Here is a 20,659-nt window from a genome sequence, read left to right on the forward strand (position 1 = left end):
TTTTGACCAATTACAAATACCATGATATTTCTTGCCTTGTTATCTGTTTTTACAAATACTTCGTTCCTGCTTTACTTGAATCTACAAATACCTTTGCCCGGTGGGGCTTAAAATACGGACTGTTACAAAGATCAACAAGTGTGTCTTCTCATTCCTTGTCGTCTTTCTCTTAAATAAATTACCGAGAATGGGAATATCACCCAGAAATGGAGTCTGCTGTTTTGTAAAGTTTTTTCTTCCCGTAATTTGACCTCCAAGTACGACCGTATTTCCGTCTTCAATTGTTAATTGGGTATTTACTATCCTTGACTCAATAATTGGCCGCACAATATCCGGAACGGTAATATCTCTTATAATCGCAGCATTCTGAATCACTTCCTCATCGACAACACTTCTTACAACGGGCTGGATTACCAGGCTGATAGTCTTTGCATCAGCGCCGATACTGGGAGTCACATTGAGGGCAATACCCTCAAAATTCTGATCATTAATATTAGCCTTTAAGGCAGGCTCACTAACAATCACATTTCCGCCAGCCGAAGGCTCGACATCGCTTACACCTGAAGTAACAACCTCGTAATCTTCTACAAAAGGAACGTTCCTGGCAACGGCAATAGTAGCCTGGCTATTATTGGTAGTTGTAACCTTTGGAGAAGAAATGGTTGTTACATTCTCTGATCGGTCTAAAAGAAATAAGACTGCTTGAAAATCAAACTGATCGATGACACCACTCAAGACTACGGTGGAACCTCCCGTAGTTACCGGTGGCGCACTAAAGGGGATGTTAAAGAATGTGCCTGAATTGTCCTTTACCTTAAAGTTGATGCCGAAGTCAAAATCCTCGACATGTGACACCTCAAGAAACCGTGATTCGATAACAACCTGAATTGGATCTTTATCTAATTCTTTTATAAGCGCCGCTATCTCTTTATGAACCTTTGAGGTCGTTCGTAGAAAGACCAGATTCTTCTTCCTGTCCAGAAGTATCTTGCTCCCTTCAGGCCACTCTACCAAATCCTTAATATTCTCAAGGATAACTTCAATGGATGACTTCTTTCCCAGATTACCACTTACTTCACTTACCTTTCCCCCGCCAGGACCCATTCCGGCGCCCGCCATACCCATGTCCATACTCATACCCATGCCCATACCCATACCTCCGCCCATACCCCCGCTCATGCCTCCACCCATACTACCTCCTCCGATACCGCCATTTATTGAACTCAGACTCTGAACAAAACTCAGATCTGAGAGGGCAACAAAATCCTTGACCAATTTCGACTCGTTCAGTCCTTTATTGAGATGATAGACCCGTGTTTCAAACTCCCGTGCAATCTTCTTTTTCGATGCCTCACGTGATGTCAGGTAGACAGTATTACCTTTTGTTTTCATCTCAAGGTCATACTGATCGGAGAGATAATTAAGAATGTCCTCTACGGTCTCATCCCTAACCCTGATATTTATTTTCCTCTCATTGAGGATTGTGGCATCTGCCAGGATATTAACGCCGGTATTTCTGAATATCTCGGAGATCAGAAAGTCCAGATCGACGTTATTAAGATCAATAATCCCTACTTTTTGCATCAACTTCTTTTTTATTTCCGGTGACAGTTCTTTGACCTGTGATATCGATTCGCCTAAACCAGGCGCTCCCTCGATCTCTTCACGATCTTTCTTTGGCTTTTCTTCAGGTAAATGCGCCTCTTTTTCAACATCAAGCAGCATCTTTTCTTTGTCAAGGCTGCTCTGCTTCTCCATACGTTCTTTTTTCTCCTGGAGCTGGGCGCGTCTTGCATTGTAAAGATAAAAATTTGCCTTCCTTCGTGTTTCCGGATCTTTGCTCTTGTTGAGTTTCTCGGCCATTGCTATCACTTCATCGTAGAGACCTTTTTTATATAAGTTCTTCAATTCACGTATTTTTTTATCGCTCTCTTCTACGATATCAACCTCATCATTCGTAGTAACCCTCTTGGGCTGTTGCGTACAACTCGCGAAAAAAATGAGAGCGCTGAAACAAATAATGGTTATCTTAACTTTTCTCAAAAATCCAAATACCATAGTATTGAACTTACCTCTTTCATGTAAAATTTCCCCTTTATATTCGTCAAATTCCATGAGATAATTCTTTCGCGTGATTCATGGTTTATCCTGGTAACGCTGCTACTTTTCAATATAGGGCGAGGCTTTAGCCCCATATGCATCAAGCTAACGTGCGTAAACGGTGGAGAATAATAAACCACCCGTAATCCCCCTTGATCCCCCTTTAAAAAAGGGGGAAATATATGGGTGTTTTAGAAAAGGGGGGAAATCCCTCGTTCCCCTTTTCTAACCTTATCCTTCTTTCCCCCCTTTTCTAAAGGGGGGTAGGGGGGATTCGAGGGGAGCATGGACACACATTATTCTTTTTCCAGGGAGATACCTCCTTTTTCATGGAACACTATTCTTAGCTTGATGCATATGGGCTTTAGCCTTGCTTTACGTAATTGAAATTCCTATTCAGTAACAGGTTTTTACAGCAACATATCCAGTATGGTATCGAACAATATTTCATTATCACTCCCCAGAATCTTTGTATAAGCGGCCTTAACACGGATCGTATAGTTGACGACATCATATTCAATACCCGTAATCCTGCCTGTCGCCCTTACAAACTCACTTCGGAAAGGGATCTGGAGTTTCAGGGTAATATTCTTGCCTTCCTCAAAAACCGGGTCCACTACCGATGATGATTCTGTTTCTGAATTATTCTGAATCTCTTTTTGAGCCTCAGCAGCCGCGCTATCGTTACTTATCTCAAACATAAGTTCCCTCTTGTTTATATAGAGAACCCGGGCCCTTAATGCCACAGTATCCTTCAGAGAATCCTGGAGGTAGTAGAGATAATAGTCCTCAAGTTCAATACCTGGATACCCCTGTACATCAGGAACTGCCTTTGTATCCTGGTTACGGGTGATCGTGTTCCCCTGTATATGAGGCGAATGTTTGTCTGCTTTTTTTAATCGGGATAGTCTTGAAAAGATACCCATATCTCACCACAATGAAATACTCATTTTTCGAATCGGTAATAGAAATTCATAGCACTGCCACTGATATTTGCCCTTTTATCACGTTCTCTCAATTTAACCTCTCTTATCAGCCTGTATAGACGATTCACACATCTTTTCCAGCAGCGCCTTCCGCTCGTCCAGCTCCTTTAACCTCATCTTTATTCCATCTTCAAACTGTTGAAAGTCGGGGTGTTTCGGAACACTTTTCTCAGCAAGCCGCAGTGCGGTAATAGAATCGTTTATCGAGGTAAACGCCTCAGATATGTTCCCTTCCGATTCTTCAATGAGCGCCCTTTCCTTCAACATAAAAGAATACCAATAGTTATAGAAATAATAAGCAGAGGGAGCAAACTCAGCAGCCTTTCCGATATAATAGCAGGCTTCTTTTACCGGATGCTCTCCACGCTTGAGGAAATATTCACGATAGATACTATTTTTCCCTTTGTCATAATAAACCCAACCCAGATAAAAGTACAGTTCCGGACTCTTCGGATTTCGGTTTATCCCTTCTTTCAAAAAATCTACCCCTTCCTTTATCCATTCCCACGACAATTCTTGTTGCTCTTTATGGTTAAAGTCTACTGATATGTTGTAGATCATATTCCAGGCATTGATAATCCAGATATTTGCGAGCCTTGGCTGCAGCTTCGAAATGAGCCGGTACAATGTCAGCGCTTCATACCATATCTTTTTCTCCCATGCATCCATAGCCCTTACCCAGAAAAAATTGACAGCAGCAGCCCGGAACCCTCCGAGTGCAACCGTTCCAACAAACTCACTGGGCAAAAGAGCATCATATGCAGATCCTTCAGAAAGGCCGCTTGACACCCGGCAGGTATCAATCTCCCTGAGAAGGAAATGAAAACTGGTAAACGTTAGTATGAGAACTCCAATTATTATGGTTATTTTTTTCATAAGTAAAAGTCCTTACCGATACTTTGTTAATTTCCAGAGTGCTGCAACACTCATCAACTTGACTGCAAGATCATCTTCCCCACTCTTCAGCAATAATTCCTCAAGAGATTGCATCCCTCTCGCATCACCAAGTTTCCCTATCGCTAACGCAGCAGATGCCCTGACCGAAATCTCTTCATCCACGGTCAGTTTTTCTAACGCCGGTAACGTTTTCTTGCCTCCCAGTTTACCCAGGAATAGCGCTACAACACCGCGAACAATGGGATCATCATCGTCTCTTAATACCTCTATTACCTCAAGACTATCCTTATCCCCTAATCTTCCCAGAACAATCACTGCAAGCGCCCGCACCATCGGTTCCTCATCCTCAAGGCTTTTCCGAAGCTTTACTACAGCCTGCTTATTTATCTTTCCAATCTTCCCGAAGGCAAGGACTGCAACAACACGGGCAGAGATATCCGATCTGTCTTTCAGCTTCCGCTCATAATCATCGATATCCCTTTCGCTCAGATTACTCATATCGCCAAGCAGATAGGCAGCGATGCGGGGATTTACCTCTTTTCTTTCTATGGCCTCTTTGAGACCCGGTATTTCTCCCTGGTAATCTAAAGCGCCGAGGGCAAGAGACGCAGACTCCCGGAAACGCGCATCCCGGTGGTCGAGTAATTGAATGAGTTCAGGGATAACGTCCTTATCACCGATGTCACCAAGTGCAGTAGCAGCAGCAAGCCTTACCCACAACTCTTCATCCTGAAGAGAGGACAACAGGTCAGGGACAACTTCTTTATCTCCGAGAGAGCCAAGCGAAGATACAACAGCGGCTCGTATTTCCATATCATCATCCCTGAGTGCATGACTTAATATGCCATATAACCGCTTGCGATCATGTTTCCCGGTATTCTTTACTACGGCTGTGTATTGCTCAATAGCTTTCAGGGTCTCGGAACTCTTTCCGGGCTGCACCGCCCTGGCAGTGTTGGTATTAGTTCTTTCTGTCTGTTGCACCGTTTCTGAACATGCTCTACTTCCTATGTAAATATCTCCGGCCAGCGCCGCTCCTGCAAATAATGCGTAACACAAATACATTCCGTGCCCTCTCATCTTCATAGATTCCCCTTCCATATTCTTATAACCAATGTATTTTTGTATCCAGAGACTTCATACCTGGCTATACTCCCATATGCATCAAGCTATAGTACTCAAGATATGAAACCGAACGTATTTTTGATAGGGTGGCACGGACAAACTCGTTTGTCCGTGATGGCGCAATCAAATCATGACTCATTGTATTTGGTTTCATTATATTCCGTCCGGTTTCATCTGTTTGATACGATAAGAATAGTGTTCCATAAAAAAGGAGGTATCTCCCTGGAAAAAGAGCAATGTGTGTCCATGCTCCCCTCTAATCCCCCTACCCCTCTTTAGAAAAGGGGGGAAAGAAGGATAAGGTTAGAAAAGGGGAACGAGGGATTTCCCCCCTTTTCTAAAACACCCATATATTTCCCCTTTTTTAAAGGGGGATCAAGAGGGATTACGGGTGGTTTATTATTCTCCACCGTTTCCATATTTTAGCTTGATGCATACGGGCTATATCCCTGCCCTTCAGGGCATGAGACAGTCAGAACGAAAATACAAACCTTTACGATTTCTCTTACCTGCTTATCAATTCTCTTTTCCAGAAACACAACCACGCAAGTAACATGAATGGTATGCCGTAGAATGCCGTATAAGCAATAATTTTCAAAAATATTATGTTATCTATATAGGTACCCTGAAGGAAATATCCTGTAGGATCAAACCTCTTGAAATCCGGAAATGCACTGCTGAAATAAAAAATAATTTTCTTCAAGGTAATAATATGTGCTCCATCGGTAAGATATTTCGGCAATTTTGAATAGGTCTCGGCCTGATGGAGATGTCCATGCCCGGGAATAAATGCCTGCATCTCCTCAATGCTCTTCATGCCGATCAGGTTGCCGAAGCTCTTTAAATATGGCAGGGTATTTCCTGTTATATATGCAAAGAATGAAATCACAAGCGCCATCTTTTGTCCAAAATAGGATGCAGCCGATAACGTGATTACGGAAAGCAATGAGACGAGAAAGAATACAAATCCAAAGGAACGGAAGTAGTTGCTGTAGAAGCTGCATTGATTCCGCAGGAGAAATGCAACATCACCCTTTTGTGGCGCAATATAATAACCCTTCCCTGAGGGAAATACCTTCACCTTTATCCTCTTGTTCTGTTCGATAATAGTCCTGTCTATCGAGATCCGCGTATCCGGGTTCATATTCCCTACATATGCATAGTGTGTCGCTTGAAGGGACTTGTCTTCAGCATCCAGGACATCCACACCGACAAAAGCCGACCCTGCATTGGTGCCTGCATTTACCCCCCCGATTTTTAAACTAATGTCTGCTTTTTCCCCTTGAAAGGGAACCCGGTCAAGGTCATGGAATGCCCAGACGGCATAGCTTCCATCCCCAATGAGTCTGCCACCGGTTGAGATTAATTCAAGATTAGCCGCCTCGCCCACAATAACAGGTCCTTTACCTTTCAGGTATTTTACCGGCCTGAAGATATTCGTTCCCGCAAGACTCTTCCCATGAATCGTCATCAGATAGGCCAGCGTGATACCGGAAAGCATAAACACGATAATAAATCCTATCGCAAAGAACCCGGCAGCCTTTCCCGATAGATAAACAAAACGGCTGGTAGGCCGGGAAAATACTGTATAGATGGTCTTTTCCTCAATATCCTTGTAAATGGATGTGGCGATAAAGTAAATAATCAGCAGGGTACTGAATAACCCTACCATGGTAATTGTTGCCCTGAGGATAAGCTTTATCTTATCCTCGGACGTCATTGCAGGTAATGCTGAAGATATCCCTCCAATAATAAGTCCAAAAATGACCAGGAAGAAAAAAATCCTGTTCCTGATAAACTCCGTCAGTGTTCCGTGAGCGATTGTCACTATCTTTTTTATCATGCGGTCAACCTTTTTTAAATAATAGAGAGACAGGATAAACGGGATGTAATATCTATTTGTTTGTTCTCTCTATCCCTATGAAAAATATAAATCCTCTACGATCAAATCAGGTTGGGTTTTAAAAGACAAAACCCAACGACTTTTCTTTTTTACCCACCCCTAACCCCTCCCGAGAGGGGACTTTCCCCGATCGGGTCGAGGACTAGCTTTTATTCCCCTCCTGAGAGGGGTTAGGGGTGGGTTCATTCCCCCTGGAGAGACGCAAAATCTTGCGTCTCTCCAATTGGATTATGGGTGTGTTATAGTATCCGAATGATGAAACCGAACATATCATCAACTGAAGAAAGATTCCCCAGTCTGTCATTGCGAGGGTCTTTTCCGAAGCAATCTCTTCTGAAATATTCAAGGGATTGTTTCGGACACTACCCTCGCAATGACATTTTCAGAATCCTCTGCATTTCATACACTTACCCATTAGACAAAGACTTAACTTTCTCCCTATTCTGTTCGGTTCCATCTGTTAGATACTATAACGGCATCATGGAAAACTTTGAATTCTCTCTCCATGAAATCAGGTCTTCGGCGACTTTAGCGACGTGTAGTGGGCAAAGCGTACCTTGCCACTGCATAGTTAGTTTGAAATTCCAATACAGGTAATTCTATTACTCACGATGCTCACCATAACCATCTCCCGCCGTCTTGATGCTCTTCACAAAGAATTCTTCAAGGGTAATATTCGATGTCCCTACGGACGTTATCTTTAAACCATTCCGTTCTGCAAATTCGCTAATTTGTTCCCGGACCCTTCCATTGGTATCCTGTACCTCAATCCTTATACAGCCTTTTTTCGATAATATCTCCTGCGTCGGGCCTTCAACGATCAGCTTTCCCTGATGGAGCAATATAATCCGGTCGCAGACGCCCTGCACATCCGCAAGCAGATGGGAAGACATAAGGATCGTCTTTCCTGCCTGTTTAAGGTTTTTAATAAGGTCCTTAACCTGCCGCGTTCCTATGGGATCCAATCCACTGGTAGGTTCATCAAGGATAATGAATTCAGGGTCGTTAATAAGCGCCTGCGCAATACCGATCCGGCGCTGCATCCCTTTCGAATATTCCCTGATACGCCTCTTTCTCGCCTCTTTCAGGCCAACAATCTCTATCAGCTCATCAATACGCCGCCTCTTTACCTTCGCATCCATTCTAAAAAGGCTGCCATAATAATCTAAGATCTCATCAGCGTTAAAAAACTTGTAAAAATAAGACTCTTCCGGCAGGAAACCGATCCGTTCCTTTACCCCGACGTGGGTTGATTTTTGACCTAACAAGGAGATGGTTCCTGACGTGGGTTTCAGGAATCCCATAAGGAGCATAATCGTGGTTGTCTTTCCCGCACCGTTAGGACCGAGAAATCCACACACCTCACCTCGCCGTATATAAAAACTCAGATTATCTACTGCCTTAATCTCCTGCGTGGAAAACATTTTCCGGTAAACCTTTGTCAGGTTATTGATCTCAACAACGTAATTATTTGCTATCATGTGTATTCCTCTCTCAACAACAAACACTAAATCCCGAATATGGCTAAAAATATCTATTTTTTTCTAGAAAGCTATGAACTTGGTTTATTTTAAGTGTCAGTATCAGTGATAGTGGCAAAGTAGTGATCACTTGAGCGCTTTGCTGACACTACCACTGCCACTGACACTAAGCAGGTGATCGTTAACTTAGAAAATAATTACCTGCGCTTATCTGCAGAAATCTACGTCCTTTTATGTAATTACTATCTTTTCCTTCGTGTTCTTCGTGGTTGAAATCTCCTTTTCTCTCCGCTCTCTGTAGCTTCTCCTAATCCCAAAACCCATACCGCAGAATCGTATAAATAGCCAGCGCCCCATCCTTCCACCCGATTTTTTTTCCCTCTGCATACGTTCGTCCGTAATACGAGATGGGTACCTCGTATATCCTGAACCCTTTCCGTGCCACCTTTGCCGTTAGTTCTGGCTCTATACCGAAACGGTTTGATTTAAGATCAAGACATTTCACGACCTCGCGTCTGAAAACCTTGTACCCTGTCTCCATATCAGAGAGATTTAAATTGGTAAACATGTTTGACAGTGTGGTAAGAAATTTGTTTCCAACGTAATGCCAGAAAAAGAGCACCCGCTGTGTTTCCCCGCGGAATCTTGAGCCGTAAACGACATCGGCTTTGGATTCCAGTATTGGTTTCACTAATAGGGGATATTCTCTTGGATCATATTCCAGGTCGGCATCCTGAATAATCACAATATCGCCTGTCGAGAATTTAAATCCTTTCCTGATCGCTGCCCCCTTGCCGCAATTGCGTTCACCATAAATCACTATTACCTCTTGTCTGACCCGTGCTATCTGCTTCAGGACATCGACAGTTCCATCTGTCGAACCATCATCAACGATAATAATCTCCTTGTTGAATGGGGTGTCTAATACATTGCTTACTACTTCAGCTATTGTATGAACCTCATTGTAGACAGGGATAACGATAGACACTTTCACCTGCATCAGATCCATCATTTGATATTCCTGCCGTGCGTCACTCATCCTGCTATTCTGTAGTAACTCAGGAAATTGTGATTGCACATTAGCTGAGCCTTTTTGAGTCATAATCATGATTCTATAATCCTTATACATTAATAAAAGAGATTGAGACCACAGATTACCCAGATTTCACAGATAAGAGAAAAACCTGTTCACCGCCGATAACGCTGAGATTGCAGAGGTAAAACGGTTTGAACCAAAAGCCCTCCTCTGCGCCCTTTGCGGTGGCCTTTTTTCTATCAGTGTAATCTGCGAAATCTATGGTTTCAGGCATTCTAAAACCTGGCTCACCCCAACTCTTGAACAGTTGGTTTCAGAACACACCACACGAACACCACAAGTACTGCAATCGTCCCTGAAAGAAACATCACGCCGGAAGGAATGGCCAGCCATGCTAATGTTTCTTTCGCAAGACCTGTACTTCCAAGCCCTGGGGCCATCATCCCTGCAAACAGCCAGAATAGTGAATATCCTAATGCACCGGCGCCCAGCCCTATAGCAGTTATCATCCTCATGACACTTTGTCCTTTCAGCAAGGAGAGCAGGATGATCATTCCAAGGGATGCAGCGCCCATTCCATTGGCATGAAGATGGGCCCGTTTGAAATATGTCCATGACTTATCCGTCACCTTTGACATCTCCGCCTTATCACCTTTATACACGGTCTCATATACCTCCTGGGCTGATGTCTTAAGGGATCCCTTCATCCCATCTTCTGCTGTCCCAAATGCCGCCCCCAGGCCAAATCCGTAAAGGAGTGTCAAAAGCGCCAATATCATTCCTACCCGGAGCTGCCTCAATTGATAAAAATAGTTCTGTACCACTGCATTTCCTTTCTATAAATTTCGATCTATATATTTACTTATAAGACGTAGGGCAAGGCTTTAGCCTTGCTTCCCCGCTGGAATGTACCTGGGTAAGAGCAACCCTAAAGGGTTGCCCTACATAATTGAAATTCCTATACATTTAAGTTAATCTTCCTTAGTACAGATGATTTAGACGGGTGTGTTTTTCCTGAGTCATTTTATAACTCCCCTGAGTTTAAATTTCATTTCTACAAACATGTCACCCCGTTGGGGCTATGTATCGCTGCTTGTACCCCCTTATCCTCCGTACTGTTTTCTAAACTATCCATTTTCCCCTCCTTCCCCTTCAGCTTTTCATAACTACTAGACTGCCGATAAAACGGGAAGGTAACTGCGCCTGCAATTTGTATTGCATTTGAAATGAAAAAGGTAACACCGGCAACTATGAAACCACCGGGTTTTGGAATACCATGAGGAACACGGACGGACCGCATCATAAAACTCGCAATGATAAGCGAGATACCGCCTATTCCATACAAGTAGTAGAGAGGCTCGTAATTTTTGAGAATAATAAATGAGGTCGTCATCAGGAAAAAGAGTACGAGAAACCATGGCAAAAAGAGGAGTTGTAAGAGCTTTGTGTAATAGATCATCTTCCAGCGCAGAGGCATATAGGCGGACTTATGTAAAAACCGCAGAAGCTCAATGATATAGGCATTACATTTTCTGAATTTATGCTGTAATAATTCCCAAATATTCTCAGGACAACGGGCCTCATAAGCCACGGCCTTTTGACTATAAATGGTTTTGTATCCGTTCATATTTGCAAAGAAGGGGAGAAAGATGTCATCAGCAATTACATCATCAGGGAACTCCCTGATAATAGATCGTCTGAAGGCATAACAAACAGCGATCACGATGGATGAAGAGAACACCTCCGTTTCGAGGAGCCGGCTTTTGTTCTGCATCATCCAGAACTGACGTTCGATGGGAATGGTATTTTCAGGAAAAACAAATGCGCCCACCACGCCAACTTCTTTATCGTACATGAATTCTTGTGCAATATTCATTATGGCGTCTTTTTCCAGAATTCCATCTACATCGCTATTCATTATAATTTCTCCCTTACTACATAAAAGGGCATGGTTCAATTGTTGTATTTTTCCTTTCCGTGGTGATATGAGTAATCGCATCCATGGCAATTCCTTTATCCCGTCCGTTATCAATTGAACGGTTGCATCAGTAGATCCCCCATCGGCAAAGATCACCAGGAGACGGTCGTGCGGATAGTTAAGTAATCTTGTATTTTCTATCTTTGCCTGTATCCACGATGCCTCATTAAAACAGGGTATCACAAGGGTAACGATTGGAAAATCATCGTTTACGGTAACGGTTTTCTGTTTTTTCAGTCTTGCCGTTAAAAAATATACCATGATCGATCCACAGTAACCCCACCAGATAAAGAGAAAGCAAATAAAATAGATGGCAATAAAGATAATCATTATTAGAATTTCTTATTTCTGACTATAATCCAACGTAATATGCGTAGAAATTGTTATCATCGAATCGCTACAAACTTTAGCGTAAAACGCCCAACTTTTTTCATAGCTGCATAGGGCATGGAAACGAGAAAAAGCTTTTATTATCGGATATATCTCTTCCAGAAAACAGCAGGTATTGCCCTACAATAAGTTTCAATCCGGGAAAAGAGCATCTCGTATGGATTCCTGAGAACCTGCTTAGCAAAAGGAAGACTTATATAGAACCTTCTATAAGCCCTCTTTGCCAAGCTTTCCAATTCTTTCATAGATAATTCCGGATAATTCGGAGCACCATTTTTAATCCATCCTTTTTCCTTCAGCTCAGCATAAAAAGGTGTGCCCGGGAAAGGAATCATTAATTGAAACTGGACGGTATGAGGTCTTATCTCGCATGCCCAATCTACAGTTTCATGTATTGATTCCCTTGTTTCATCAGGAAACCCAATACCAAAATCACCGTGAATCCTTAACCCAACCCTTTTTGCATCCAAGGCAAACCTCGTCATTCCGTCTTTTGTAACACCTTTCTTAATTTTGCTTAAAATACTTTTATCGGCTGATTCAAATCCAACATGCAAATTAAGGCAGTTTGCCTTTTTCATTAACTTTAGTACATCATAAGATATATTACCCCGGGCATAACACGACCAGGAAAGTTTTATACCAGTCTTAAGCTTTGCTTCACAAAATTCTATAATCCTTTCTTCGGTAAAAGTGTCATCCTGCAACATCAGAGACCTGATCTCTGGCATCTCTTTAGATATAAACCACAGCTCTTCAATAACATTATCAATACTTCTACAGTTGTACGTAGATCCCTTGATGTAAGAATTTACCCATAAGCAATAGGTACAATACCCCCATTTACAACCTCTTCCAGTCATAATATCCATAAAAGGATAAGGTTCAGAAATAGTTTTATATCGATAGATATGTAAATGCCTTTTAAAGAATCGCGATAAAAAAGGTATTTGATTCAACTGTTCTGTATTGAGGTAAGGCCTCTCAGGATTCTGAATAACATCATCCCCCTCTTTATATACCAGATTAGGAATATCCTTGTCGGCTTTCCCTTCGATGACATCCTGTACAGGCAACTCAAATTCACCAGTAATCAAACGCCGTATACTACGTGTCTTTCTCAATGTTTCTTTTGGGAAGATAGAGGCATAAGGGCCTACAAGAATAGGCTCACAACCAATCTTTTCTGTTAGTCTATCTGCTAGCGCTATATCATTGTCCTCACTTATTCTTCCCGTATAGACAATAAGCCAATCTGGTTTATAATCCGTAACCATTTTTTCAGTTGTTTTATGATCCAGGTTGTATGCAGGGGCATCGACAAGTTTAACCTGATACCCACATTTCTCAAGCCATGCACCGCAATAACCCAGCAAAATTGGATACCACTGTGTACCGGATAATGATACAAAATCGCAGCGAGCGTTACGCATGTATCCGGAAATATAGGGAGAAGACAGCAACAAAACCTTCATAATAAACTCCTTTATTTTACCGCAATAATCCTGACAAGCGGGGCATATCCCTTGTTGTAAGACCTTTTGCCAAACATTTTATTTGTCAGCGGAGATAATCCAAACCAGTGATAATCGAACTTAATATCTTTAAAACCAATGCTTTTGAGTTTTGCTTTAATTGTTTGAGATGGAATTCCATCACTGTGGAACTCAGAACAATGGTGTATCCTTTTTAATGCCTGATCAAATCCCAATACATGGTGATTACTTATAGTATTGATCTTACGATACATTTTTAGTAATAGCCCAAAGCGCTTGAAAAAATGGGAATCCATATCGTGATCGGAATAATAGATACCTCCGGCAGTTAAAACCCGGTAGATCTCAGATAAAATTTTTTCATAAGAATAACAGTGATGAAGAACAGCAAAAGTGACAACACAATTTATTTGAGCATCCTTGATAGGAATTAAATCACTATCGGCAGCTATTCTACAGAGATTTTTATCATCAATATCTTTCATGACCCCATACGATATATCTAAAGCATATCTTCGCTTAAAATAACTATTAGAAACCCTTGAAATAAATCCATTTCCACATCCTAAATCCAAAATAGAATCAGCCTTTATATTTCTGGAGATCATCCGAACTTGATCGTCAACATAACAAATCAATTCCTCTGATCTTCTCCCATCAATACTCTCGTAAGAAGATCCAACAATATCGTAAAAATCCCTATTTGCTTTCTTTACCTTACGCGCTAAGTCATCCATAATCTTTATATAAGAGCATTTTCCTTGTAATAGATAAGCGCCTTCTCCACTGCTTCTTCAAGACTTTGCAATGGTTTCCATCCTAGTTCCTCTTTTGCCTTTTTAGAACTAAAGTATTTGTACCGGTACGATTCTTTTAAGAGCTGTGTTGTCATCAAATCAATTCTTTTTCTTGCGAAAGATGAAAACGATTCAATCCCCTTCATCGCTAATAATGCAGGATAATAGGAGAAGCATGGTAATATCAATTTTGGTTCTTTTAATTTCAGGGTCTTTGCAATTCTTTGAGCTAACATGCTATAGTTCATGTTTTCTGTACAAAATATGTATCTTTCCCCGGATTTGCCCTTTCGGGCTAATAGTAACAATCCTTCTATTAAATCATCTATTGAAACGTAACTTGTACCTCCCGGTGGAACAAACCTCATTTTTCCTTTATAAATAGATGCGATAATCGATCCGGAATTTAACTTCCTATCTCCCTGACCATAGATAGTAGCTATATTAGCAATTGATGCATTTAATCCCTTTTGTATATATCGTTGAACCTCTTCTTCTGCTAATTTCTTTGTGTAAGCATATACATTATCTTTTCCAATTTCATGACTGGAGGTTTCATCGAGGACTGCATCCTTATCCAGAGAATACCCCAGAACAGCACAAGCGCTTAAATGCACTACCTTGTTTACTCCTGCTTTGAAACATGCCTCTAATATATTTCGAGTCCCGATAACATTAATCTGGTATGCCTTTTCAAAATCGGATTTTTTGAAAGAAATATAAGCAGCGGCATGAAAAACCGTATCCGTTCCTTTAACTAACTCTTTTAACAGTGATATATTCTCTATAGAACCATATGCTTTTAAGCACGGTATCTCGTCTGGAAAAGAATTCATGGATGAGTCCCTCAGCAAGAGAATAACCTGATACTTTTCCCTTACTAATGCATAAACAAGATTTGAACCAACAAAACCCGAAGCTCCGGTAATTAGAATGCGTTTCATATCATAATATAAGATTAATTTTTCAAGTTACGAGTAGGGTGGATTACGGCGTTGGTTTTTACGCCGAATCCACCAATACTATTTCCAGAAAAGGTGGATTCGCTACCGCTTAATCCACCCTACCACAATCTGCTTAAATAAAATAAAAATTCCTATACAATTTAATTAATTAGACCTTCAACAATTTTTTCTGAAGCACAGAAAATACTATATAAGATAAGGGTTTCAGCCGTGTCCTGCAACCCTAGGATTGCCCTACAACCACGTCGCTTTGTGAAGCAACTTTATTAAATACCAGTTCGCTGTGTATCGGGAGATCTTCGTGTGCAAAAGTCTTAGACAAATATCTGTCTATAAATTCTCTATCTTCTGCGACCAGGCATTTGCTATGATAATCTTTCAAATACCTATTTTTTAATGCCCTGGATCGTATTACCGCTATAGATTCATCTAATGCATTCCCAAAACTTATATGCATAAACGGACATGGCAACACATCGCCATACGGCGTCAAATAGATTATTTCTTTCATTGCCCCGCAACCCCAACGGACAAAATTTGCCTCAAAATCTGTCCTTATATAAGGGGATCCGGCTGTTAGTTCCCTTATATAATTCACATCTTCATCAGTAATAAGGACATCGTAATTTTCCTGCCATTTACCTGCTGGAACAGCAAGTATCAAATTGAGAATAAACTTTTTCTCCACTGCCATCTCTATGATCTTTTGAATCCCTTCAGTTTTCAGATTCTCATGGTACACCGTAGTCCCTATAGTGATATTGAACCCCCTTTTCAATGCAGATTCTATTCCCTGTATCACCTTTCCATAAGTCCCCTTTACACCTCTAAAGCGGTCATGTTCTTCAGGTATTCCACTGTCGAGGCTTACCGTCAAAATATCTACCCCAACCTTCTTTAGACGATCTAAATTCTCTTCTGTAAGCATAGTTCCGTTTGTGGTAACCGATATGACATTTTTCCATGGCTTACATGCTTCTATAATTTTTTCCCAGTCCTTACATAAAAAAAGCTCTCCTCCCTGGAAAGAGAAATTTACCACGCCAAGTGCCATACAATCGTTTGCTATTCTCTTATAATCTTCTATTGCAAGTCTCTTCGTTCCCCGTCTTGCTTCATCTTTTTCAAGACTTGTCTTGAAACAATGATCACACTTAAGGTTACAATGGTAATCAATTGCAAAATCGACATATCTCAGAGGTCTCCGTTTAAGAAGCATAATCCCTAAAAAAGTAGTTATTAATCTTAAAATCAGGATATGCTTCCTTGGGTTAACGGCATACCTTAAATTGATCATGCTCCTTCTCATATACATCTTAAAATTTCGGATCATACTATAGACATCTCATTACTTTGTTAAAAACGTATCGTGATAAAAATCGTTCATCAAATCGAAAATTTACTTTATTATTTTATAAATTGCATATTTCATACTTTTACCTGCATACATAAGCAGCACATGATCGGGATATTTTATTGCCAGCCGGTCAATCATATGCTCAAATGCAGGAGAGAAATATGCTATCTTGACCAGATACACATTTTTATTATTTGCATACTCAAGCAAATTTTTGAAATTTCTTGTGACTATGTCAGAAGAAAATTTTGATAAATCATTCAAATCCATACCTACGATAGAGGGGATCGATTTCCGACCAGTATAGAGATACACAGTAGGACTTACAGAGGTAGCTACTATGTCATCACTACCCGTATTTTCTTTTATCCACTGGAAGATCTTCTTCTTTTCAGCCCATTCTGAAGATTTTCTGGAGCGCACGATATAAGTACATTCCTGTGCTAAAGCAAGGCCGCAATTTAGCGTAAAAAAAGATAGGGGTATAAGCCACGGCAATTTTGAAATTACTAAGGGAACCTTATCCCGATAAAAATATTTAAACTTTTCCATAAGATAAGAAAATCCATTGATAAAATATAAAAGAATAAATGGTAGTACAGGTATCAAAAAACGGTCAGGTTCAAAAGGCCAGAAGAGAATGATCATCATAAGAAAAAGAATATGCATAGTAACAAGAGAATATTTCCTCAGTATAAAATCTCTGGCTAGTGGAATCATAAATGAAAGAGATAAAGCAGCACAAAGGATGACTATGCAAAAAAGATGGATATAATCTGTAAGAAAATTAAGATGTTCGATCTTGCCAATATCTATTCCTGGTAATAGCAGGTTTGGTACAGCTCCTAAAAAGCATCGATAGATATTTATGAAAAATATTTTAAAGAAGAATATAATTCCGAACTCCTGCGATAACGAATTAACTGCACTGCCATAGCTGCGGAAAGCAATACTGTAGGGAAGCACCTCACGGTGGGAATGATGTACATATTGTAATACTGTCCAGATTATCCACGGTGAGAGAAATAAGAGAACGACAAGTAGCAACTGTAGCGCAGGCAACAATATCTCTTTTATGGATCTTTTTCTATTAAAAAAGAGATAAAGAAATGCAGCACCCAGGATGCTAATACCAATGGAACGGGTCATGATGGAAATAGCTATGGATACTCCAGCAAGGGTAAGATAAAGAAGATGTTTATAACCCCGGGTATTTGACACAAATAATTCAATTGCCCATAAAGAAAGGAGAGAGACCAGACAATACAAAGCCTCAGACATTACCATAGTTGCAGCCCAGACCATCCATGGATTAAAAGCGGTCATTATAACTATTAATAATGCCATACTTGGCGATGCATAGCTCTTTCGAACCAGATAGAAATACACGAGAAAGAGGAAGAGTAATGTAAAGATTGTTGAAGGCGCCTTTAAGACAATGATATTTTCAGGAAACCCGGGAAAGACGCGCCAAACTAAGGAAAGTACAGCCGGATAGAAGATAGGATAGGATATTTGAACAGGGGATTCCGGCAGGCTGATAATCCGGTAACCCTTCCCCTCAGCCAATGCCTTTGCCGTTACGGCATATATTGCATCGTCATGGTAAAGGCCCAGAATATCTGGAAAAAGCGCTACGGAATAAAATATGGCCGCAAGGGATAAAACGATCCCAAGCTTTAACCCCATCCTGTTGGATGAAAATAAGAAATGTAAACAGCCCCTCATCTGTTAAGTATTTCTCTCTTATGAATAGTCTAATTATTAGATATAAAAGGTACTAATGAATACATTGCAGAAAATTATCATGGTGAACAAAGTAAAATAATCTTTAGAATCCCCTTTAACAAAGGAGGCACCGGGAAGTTGTTAATCCCCCTTGATCCCCCTTAAAAAAGAGGGAAATCCCTTGTTCCCCCCTTTCTAAAGGGAAACCTCCTTCTTTTCTCCTCTTTTTTAAAGGGGGGTTAGGGGGGATTAGAGGAACATAGGCACATATAGTATCCAAATGATGAAACCGGATATATCATCAACTGCAGAAAAATTCCCCTGTCTGTCATTGAGAGGGTCTTTTTCGAAGCAATCTTTTCTGAAATATTCAAGGGATTGCTTCGGACACTACCCTCGCAATGACATTTTCAGAATCCTCTCCATTTCATACACTTACCTATTAGCCAAAGATTCAGCTTTCTCCATTGCGGTTCATTATTTCATTTCAACTCCCTGTCCTTCCTGTCTTACTCAGTGATCGTTTTCATCTAAGGAAGGCAGGAAAATCAGAAAAAAAGCCTTTGATGCGGTATACTGCCCGCGCCCGTTGCGGGCGCAGGCGGATATACCATTGAGATGTTTAACTGCTCTGCTCCAATATTGTAGCGATAAGCGGGAATGGGGCCCGTTTAGGAATTGTTGGACCATTTCTACTCAGCAACAAAGCTTCCTCTGTCAGATTTCCGCGGGCGTTTATAATATCGGTAGTTGAATCAAGTTTATTGCTGCCCATCAGGAAGCCAGAATTGTTCTCTCCACAATATCCCAAGATAACGGTGTTCTCTTCACCACTATCCACGACACCATTTCCATTTACATCGCAAATCCACTCATTGCTATCATAGATTGGATTACCAACGCTTACGATTCCATTGCCATCTTCATCGTTATCCCTTCCAAATCCATTCCACAGTCTATTTGAAGGCCTTCCCGTGGTTGGATGTACATACACAGCCTCACGGATGAAGAACTCCACATGGCCGTCAGCAAAACATACATTAGCACCACCATCATGACGGTTACTTACAATACCTCTGGCTGCAATGCTCTGACGATTGCTGCCACCTGCTGCTCCACAAATATCATTCAACGAGATATTTGAGTTTGCAATATTTGTAGCAGTATCAAGATTCCGGCATGGGAGGAATGTCCCATCAATTTGGTAACCTTCGTTTCCAAGTGTTGTAGTCCTGCAAAACGTAAGAGAGCCACCGGTTCCCCAGCCAGTTGCCGCCGCAGCACCACCTGGAGCGAATGATATATTACCTTCTGCTGTTTCTGCGGTAATCATCTCTGTTGGCGGCCGGTATGAATCAAGGTGTCCTGTACCATCCGTATCCGCTATAGCGATAGTCCTTGTAGGGTCTTTTATTTCAGCAAGTGTTACGGGGTAATTGACGTAACCGTTCTTCTTTCTCCCTGAGGTTCTCATAGCCGGAGGCGTCACAGTTTCATATGTTGCCCTTGCATTGCCGAGATAATTGTGGTTGTATCCGTAGGAGTTATTCCTTCCGATCTTCCACTCACCATCAACCTCCGGGCATATGAAGGCACGCGTAAAGACTGATTGATCCAAGTCACCCATTTCATTCGTTGTACCAGTATTACCCTGGGCATTGGTACGAGCTCGTTCATCAGCGCCCATGTAAGGTGAAAGGGTATTGAACCATCTCTGGCGTACCTGTGTGGCGCCGCTCCCTACGTCTATTGCAGATGCTGGATACATCCCGGTATCGGTTACATACTGAACCAGGGCATTCCCCCACTGTCTGAGATTTTCGGCGCACTTGGCCTGCCTTGATTTTGCCAGAGAATTAATTGCTGCCGGGGTTATGATACCTCCGAGAATGCCGGCCACGCCGATGGCAGCCAACATCTCGATCAGCGTAAAACCGGAGACGGATTTACGCCCCTTCTTTAATATCTTTTTCATTGTGTTTTATTTACTCCTTTTCTTTCTCTTAAGATTATTGAAATATTTTTCCACCTGTTTACACTACAAGCATTACCCGCTAAAATTGACCATACAGACCTGCACGATCTTCCACCTTTTTGAGCCAGAGGCCCATCACGTTTCCTTCCTGCCGTTACCACCTCCTTTTTTCATGCTGGCGGAACCGGCAAAACCACCCTGTGTTCTTGAAAATAGTATATTCTGTTTTCTTTTCTGCACTTTTGTGGATCACATCCTTCTCTCAACATACCAGGCATACTTCGTCAGTAAGCCCGATACAACAAAAAAGGCCTGGCAAGGAGGGCTGATGATATACCCTCCTTACCTCGTCCCGGAGATTGTCAGCTATACTTATTTGCCGGTCTGCTGGCAACCTCACCCCTTACTGCCTAACCACAGAGGACACAAAGAATACAGAGAAAAA

15 protein-coding genes are annotated in these 20,659 nt (G+C 41.4%); all 15 read right to left on the reverse strand.

From position 1 onward, the window contains the following. Nucleotides 1-81: 81 nt before the first annotated feature. Nucleotides 82-2,115 carry a secretin GspD/PilQ domain-containing protein gene (locus FBQ94_RS07255; RefSeq protein WP_007223280.1) on the reverse strand — a complete coding sequence of 678 codons (2,034 nt, stop codon included), beginning with the start codon at nt 2,113-2,115 and terminating at the stop codon, nt 82-84. A gap of 395 nt (nt 2,116-2,510) precedes the next feature. After that, the gene (locus tag FBQ94_RS07260; protein WP_007223281.1) at nt 2,511-3,026 is read right to left on the reverse strand and encodes a hypothetical protein; all 516 of its coding nucleotides are present in this window, start codon (nt 3,024-3,026) and stop codon (nt 2,511-2,513) included. 93 nt (nt 3,027-3,119) lie between these two features. Further along, complete coding sequence (locus tag FBQ94_RS07265) at nt 3,120-3,962, reverse strand: tetratricopeptide repeat protein (RefSeq protein WP_007223282.1); 843 nt, start codon at nt 3,960-3,962, stop codon at nt 3,120-3,122. 12 nt (nt 3,963-3,974) lie between these two features. Beyond that, nucleotides 3,975-5,069, reverse strand: coding sequence for a HEAT repeat domain-containing protein (locus FBQ94_RS07270; RefSeq protein ID WP_007223283.1), 1,095 nt, complete (start codon nt 5,067-5,069; stop codon nt 3,975-3,977). A gap of 544 nt (nt 5,070-5,613) precedes the next feature. Beyond that, on the reverse strand, nt 5,614-6,951 hold the full coding sequence (locus tag FBQ94_RS07275; RefSeq protein ID WP_007223285.1) for an ABC transporter permease: 1,338 nt from the start codon (nt 6,949-6,951) through the stop codon (nt 5,614-5,616). A gap of 662 nt (nt 6,952-7,613) precedes the next feature. Further along, nucleotides 7,614-8,492 carry an ABC transporter ATP-binding protein gene (locus tag FBQ94_RS07280; protein ID WP_007223286.1) on the reverse strand — a complete coding sequence of 293 codons (879 nt, stop codon included), beginning with the start codon at nt 8,490-8,492 and terminating at the stop codon, nt 7,614-7,616. Between the two features lie 307 nt (nt 8,493-8,799). Beyond that, complete coding sequence (locus FBQ94_RS07285; RefSeq protein ID WP_007223287.1) at nt 8,800-9,600, reverse strand: glycosyltransferase family 2 protein; 801 nt, start codon at nt 9,598-9,600, stop codon at nt 8,800-8,802. Nucleotides 9,601-9,815: 215 nt separating this feature from the next. After that, entirely contained in the window at nt 9,816-10,352 is a 537-nt protein-coding gene (locus tag FBQ94_RS07290) for a hypothetical protein (protein WP_007223289.1), read from the reverse strand. 230 nt (nt 10,353-10,582) lie between these two features. Further along, on the reverse strand, nt 10,583-11,836 hold the full coding sequence (locus FBQ94_RS07295) for a glycosyltransferase (RefSeq protein ID WP_007223290.1): 1,254 nt from the start codon (nt 11,834-11,836) through the stop codon (nt 10,583-10,585). 140 nt (nt 11,837-11,976) lie between these two features. After that, nucleotides 11,977-13,371, reverse strand: coding sequence for a B12-binding domain-containing radical SAM protein (locus tag FBQ94_RS07300; protein ID WP_007223291.1), 1,395 nt, complete (start codon nt 13,369-13,371; stop codon nt 11,977-11,979). 11 nt (nt 13,372-13,382) lie between these two features. After that, a complete protein-coding gene (locus FBQ94_RS07305; RefSeq protein WP_007223292.1) occupies nt 13,383-14,129 on the reverse strand; it encodes a class I SAM-dependent methyltransferase in 747 nt (248 codons plus the stop codon). A 5-nt stretch (nt 14,130-14,134) separates the two neighbouring features. Further along, nucleotides 14,135-15,133: an NAD-dependent epimerase/dehydratase family protein gene (locus tag FBQ94_RS07310; protein ID WP_007223293.1), complete on the reverse strand. Its 999-nt coding sequence runs from the start codon at nt 15,131-15,133 to the stop codon at nt 14,135-14,137. A gap of 244 nt (nt 15,134-15,377) precedes the next feature. Next, nucleotides 15,378-16,451, reverse strand: a complete 1,074-nt coding sequence (locus FBQ94_RS07315; RefSeq protein ID WP_285442072.1) for a radical SAM/SPASM domain-containing protein — start codon at nt 16,449-16,451, stop codon at nt 15,378-15,380. Nucleotides 16,452-16,553: 102 nt separating this feature from the next. After that, complete coding sequence (locus FBQ94_RS07320) at nt 16,554-18,239, reverse strand: ArnT family glycosyltransferase (protein ID WP_007223295.1); 1,686 nt, start codon at nt 18,237-18,239, stop codon at nt 16,554-16,556. Between the two features lie 622 nt (nt 18,240-18,861). Next, nucleotides 18,862-20,214 (reverse strand): prepilin-type N-terminal cleavage/methylation domain-containing protein, encoded by a 1,353-nt coding sequence (locus FBQ94_RS07325; protein ID WP_285442073.1) that lies wholly within the window; start codon nt 20,212-20,214, stop codon nt 18,862-18,864. Nucleotides 20,215-20,659: the final 445 nt, after the last annotated feature.

It is taken from the genome of Candidatus Jettenia sp. AMX1, from assembly GCF_030263775.1.
GTDB lineage: Bacteria > Planctomycetota > Brocadiia > Brocadiales > Brocadiaceae > Jettenia > Jettenia caeni.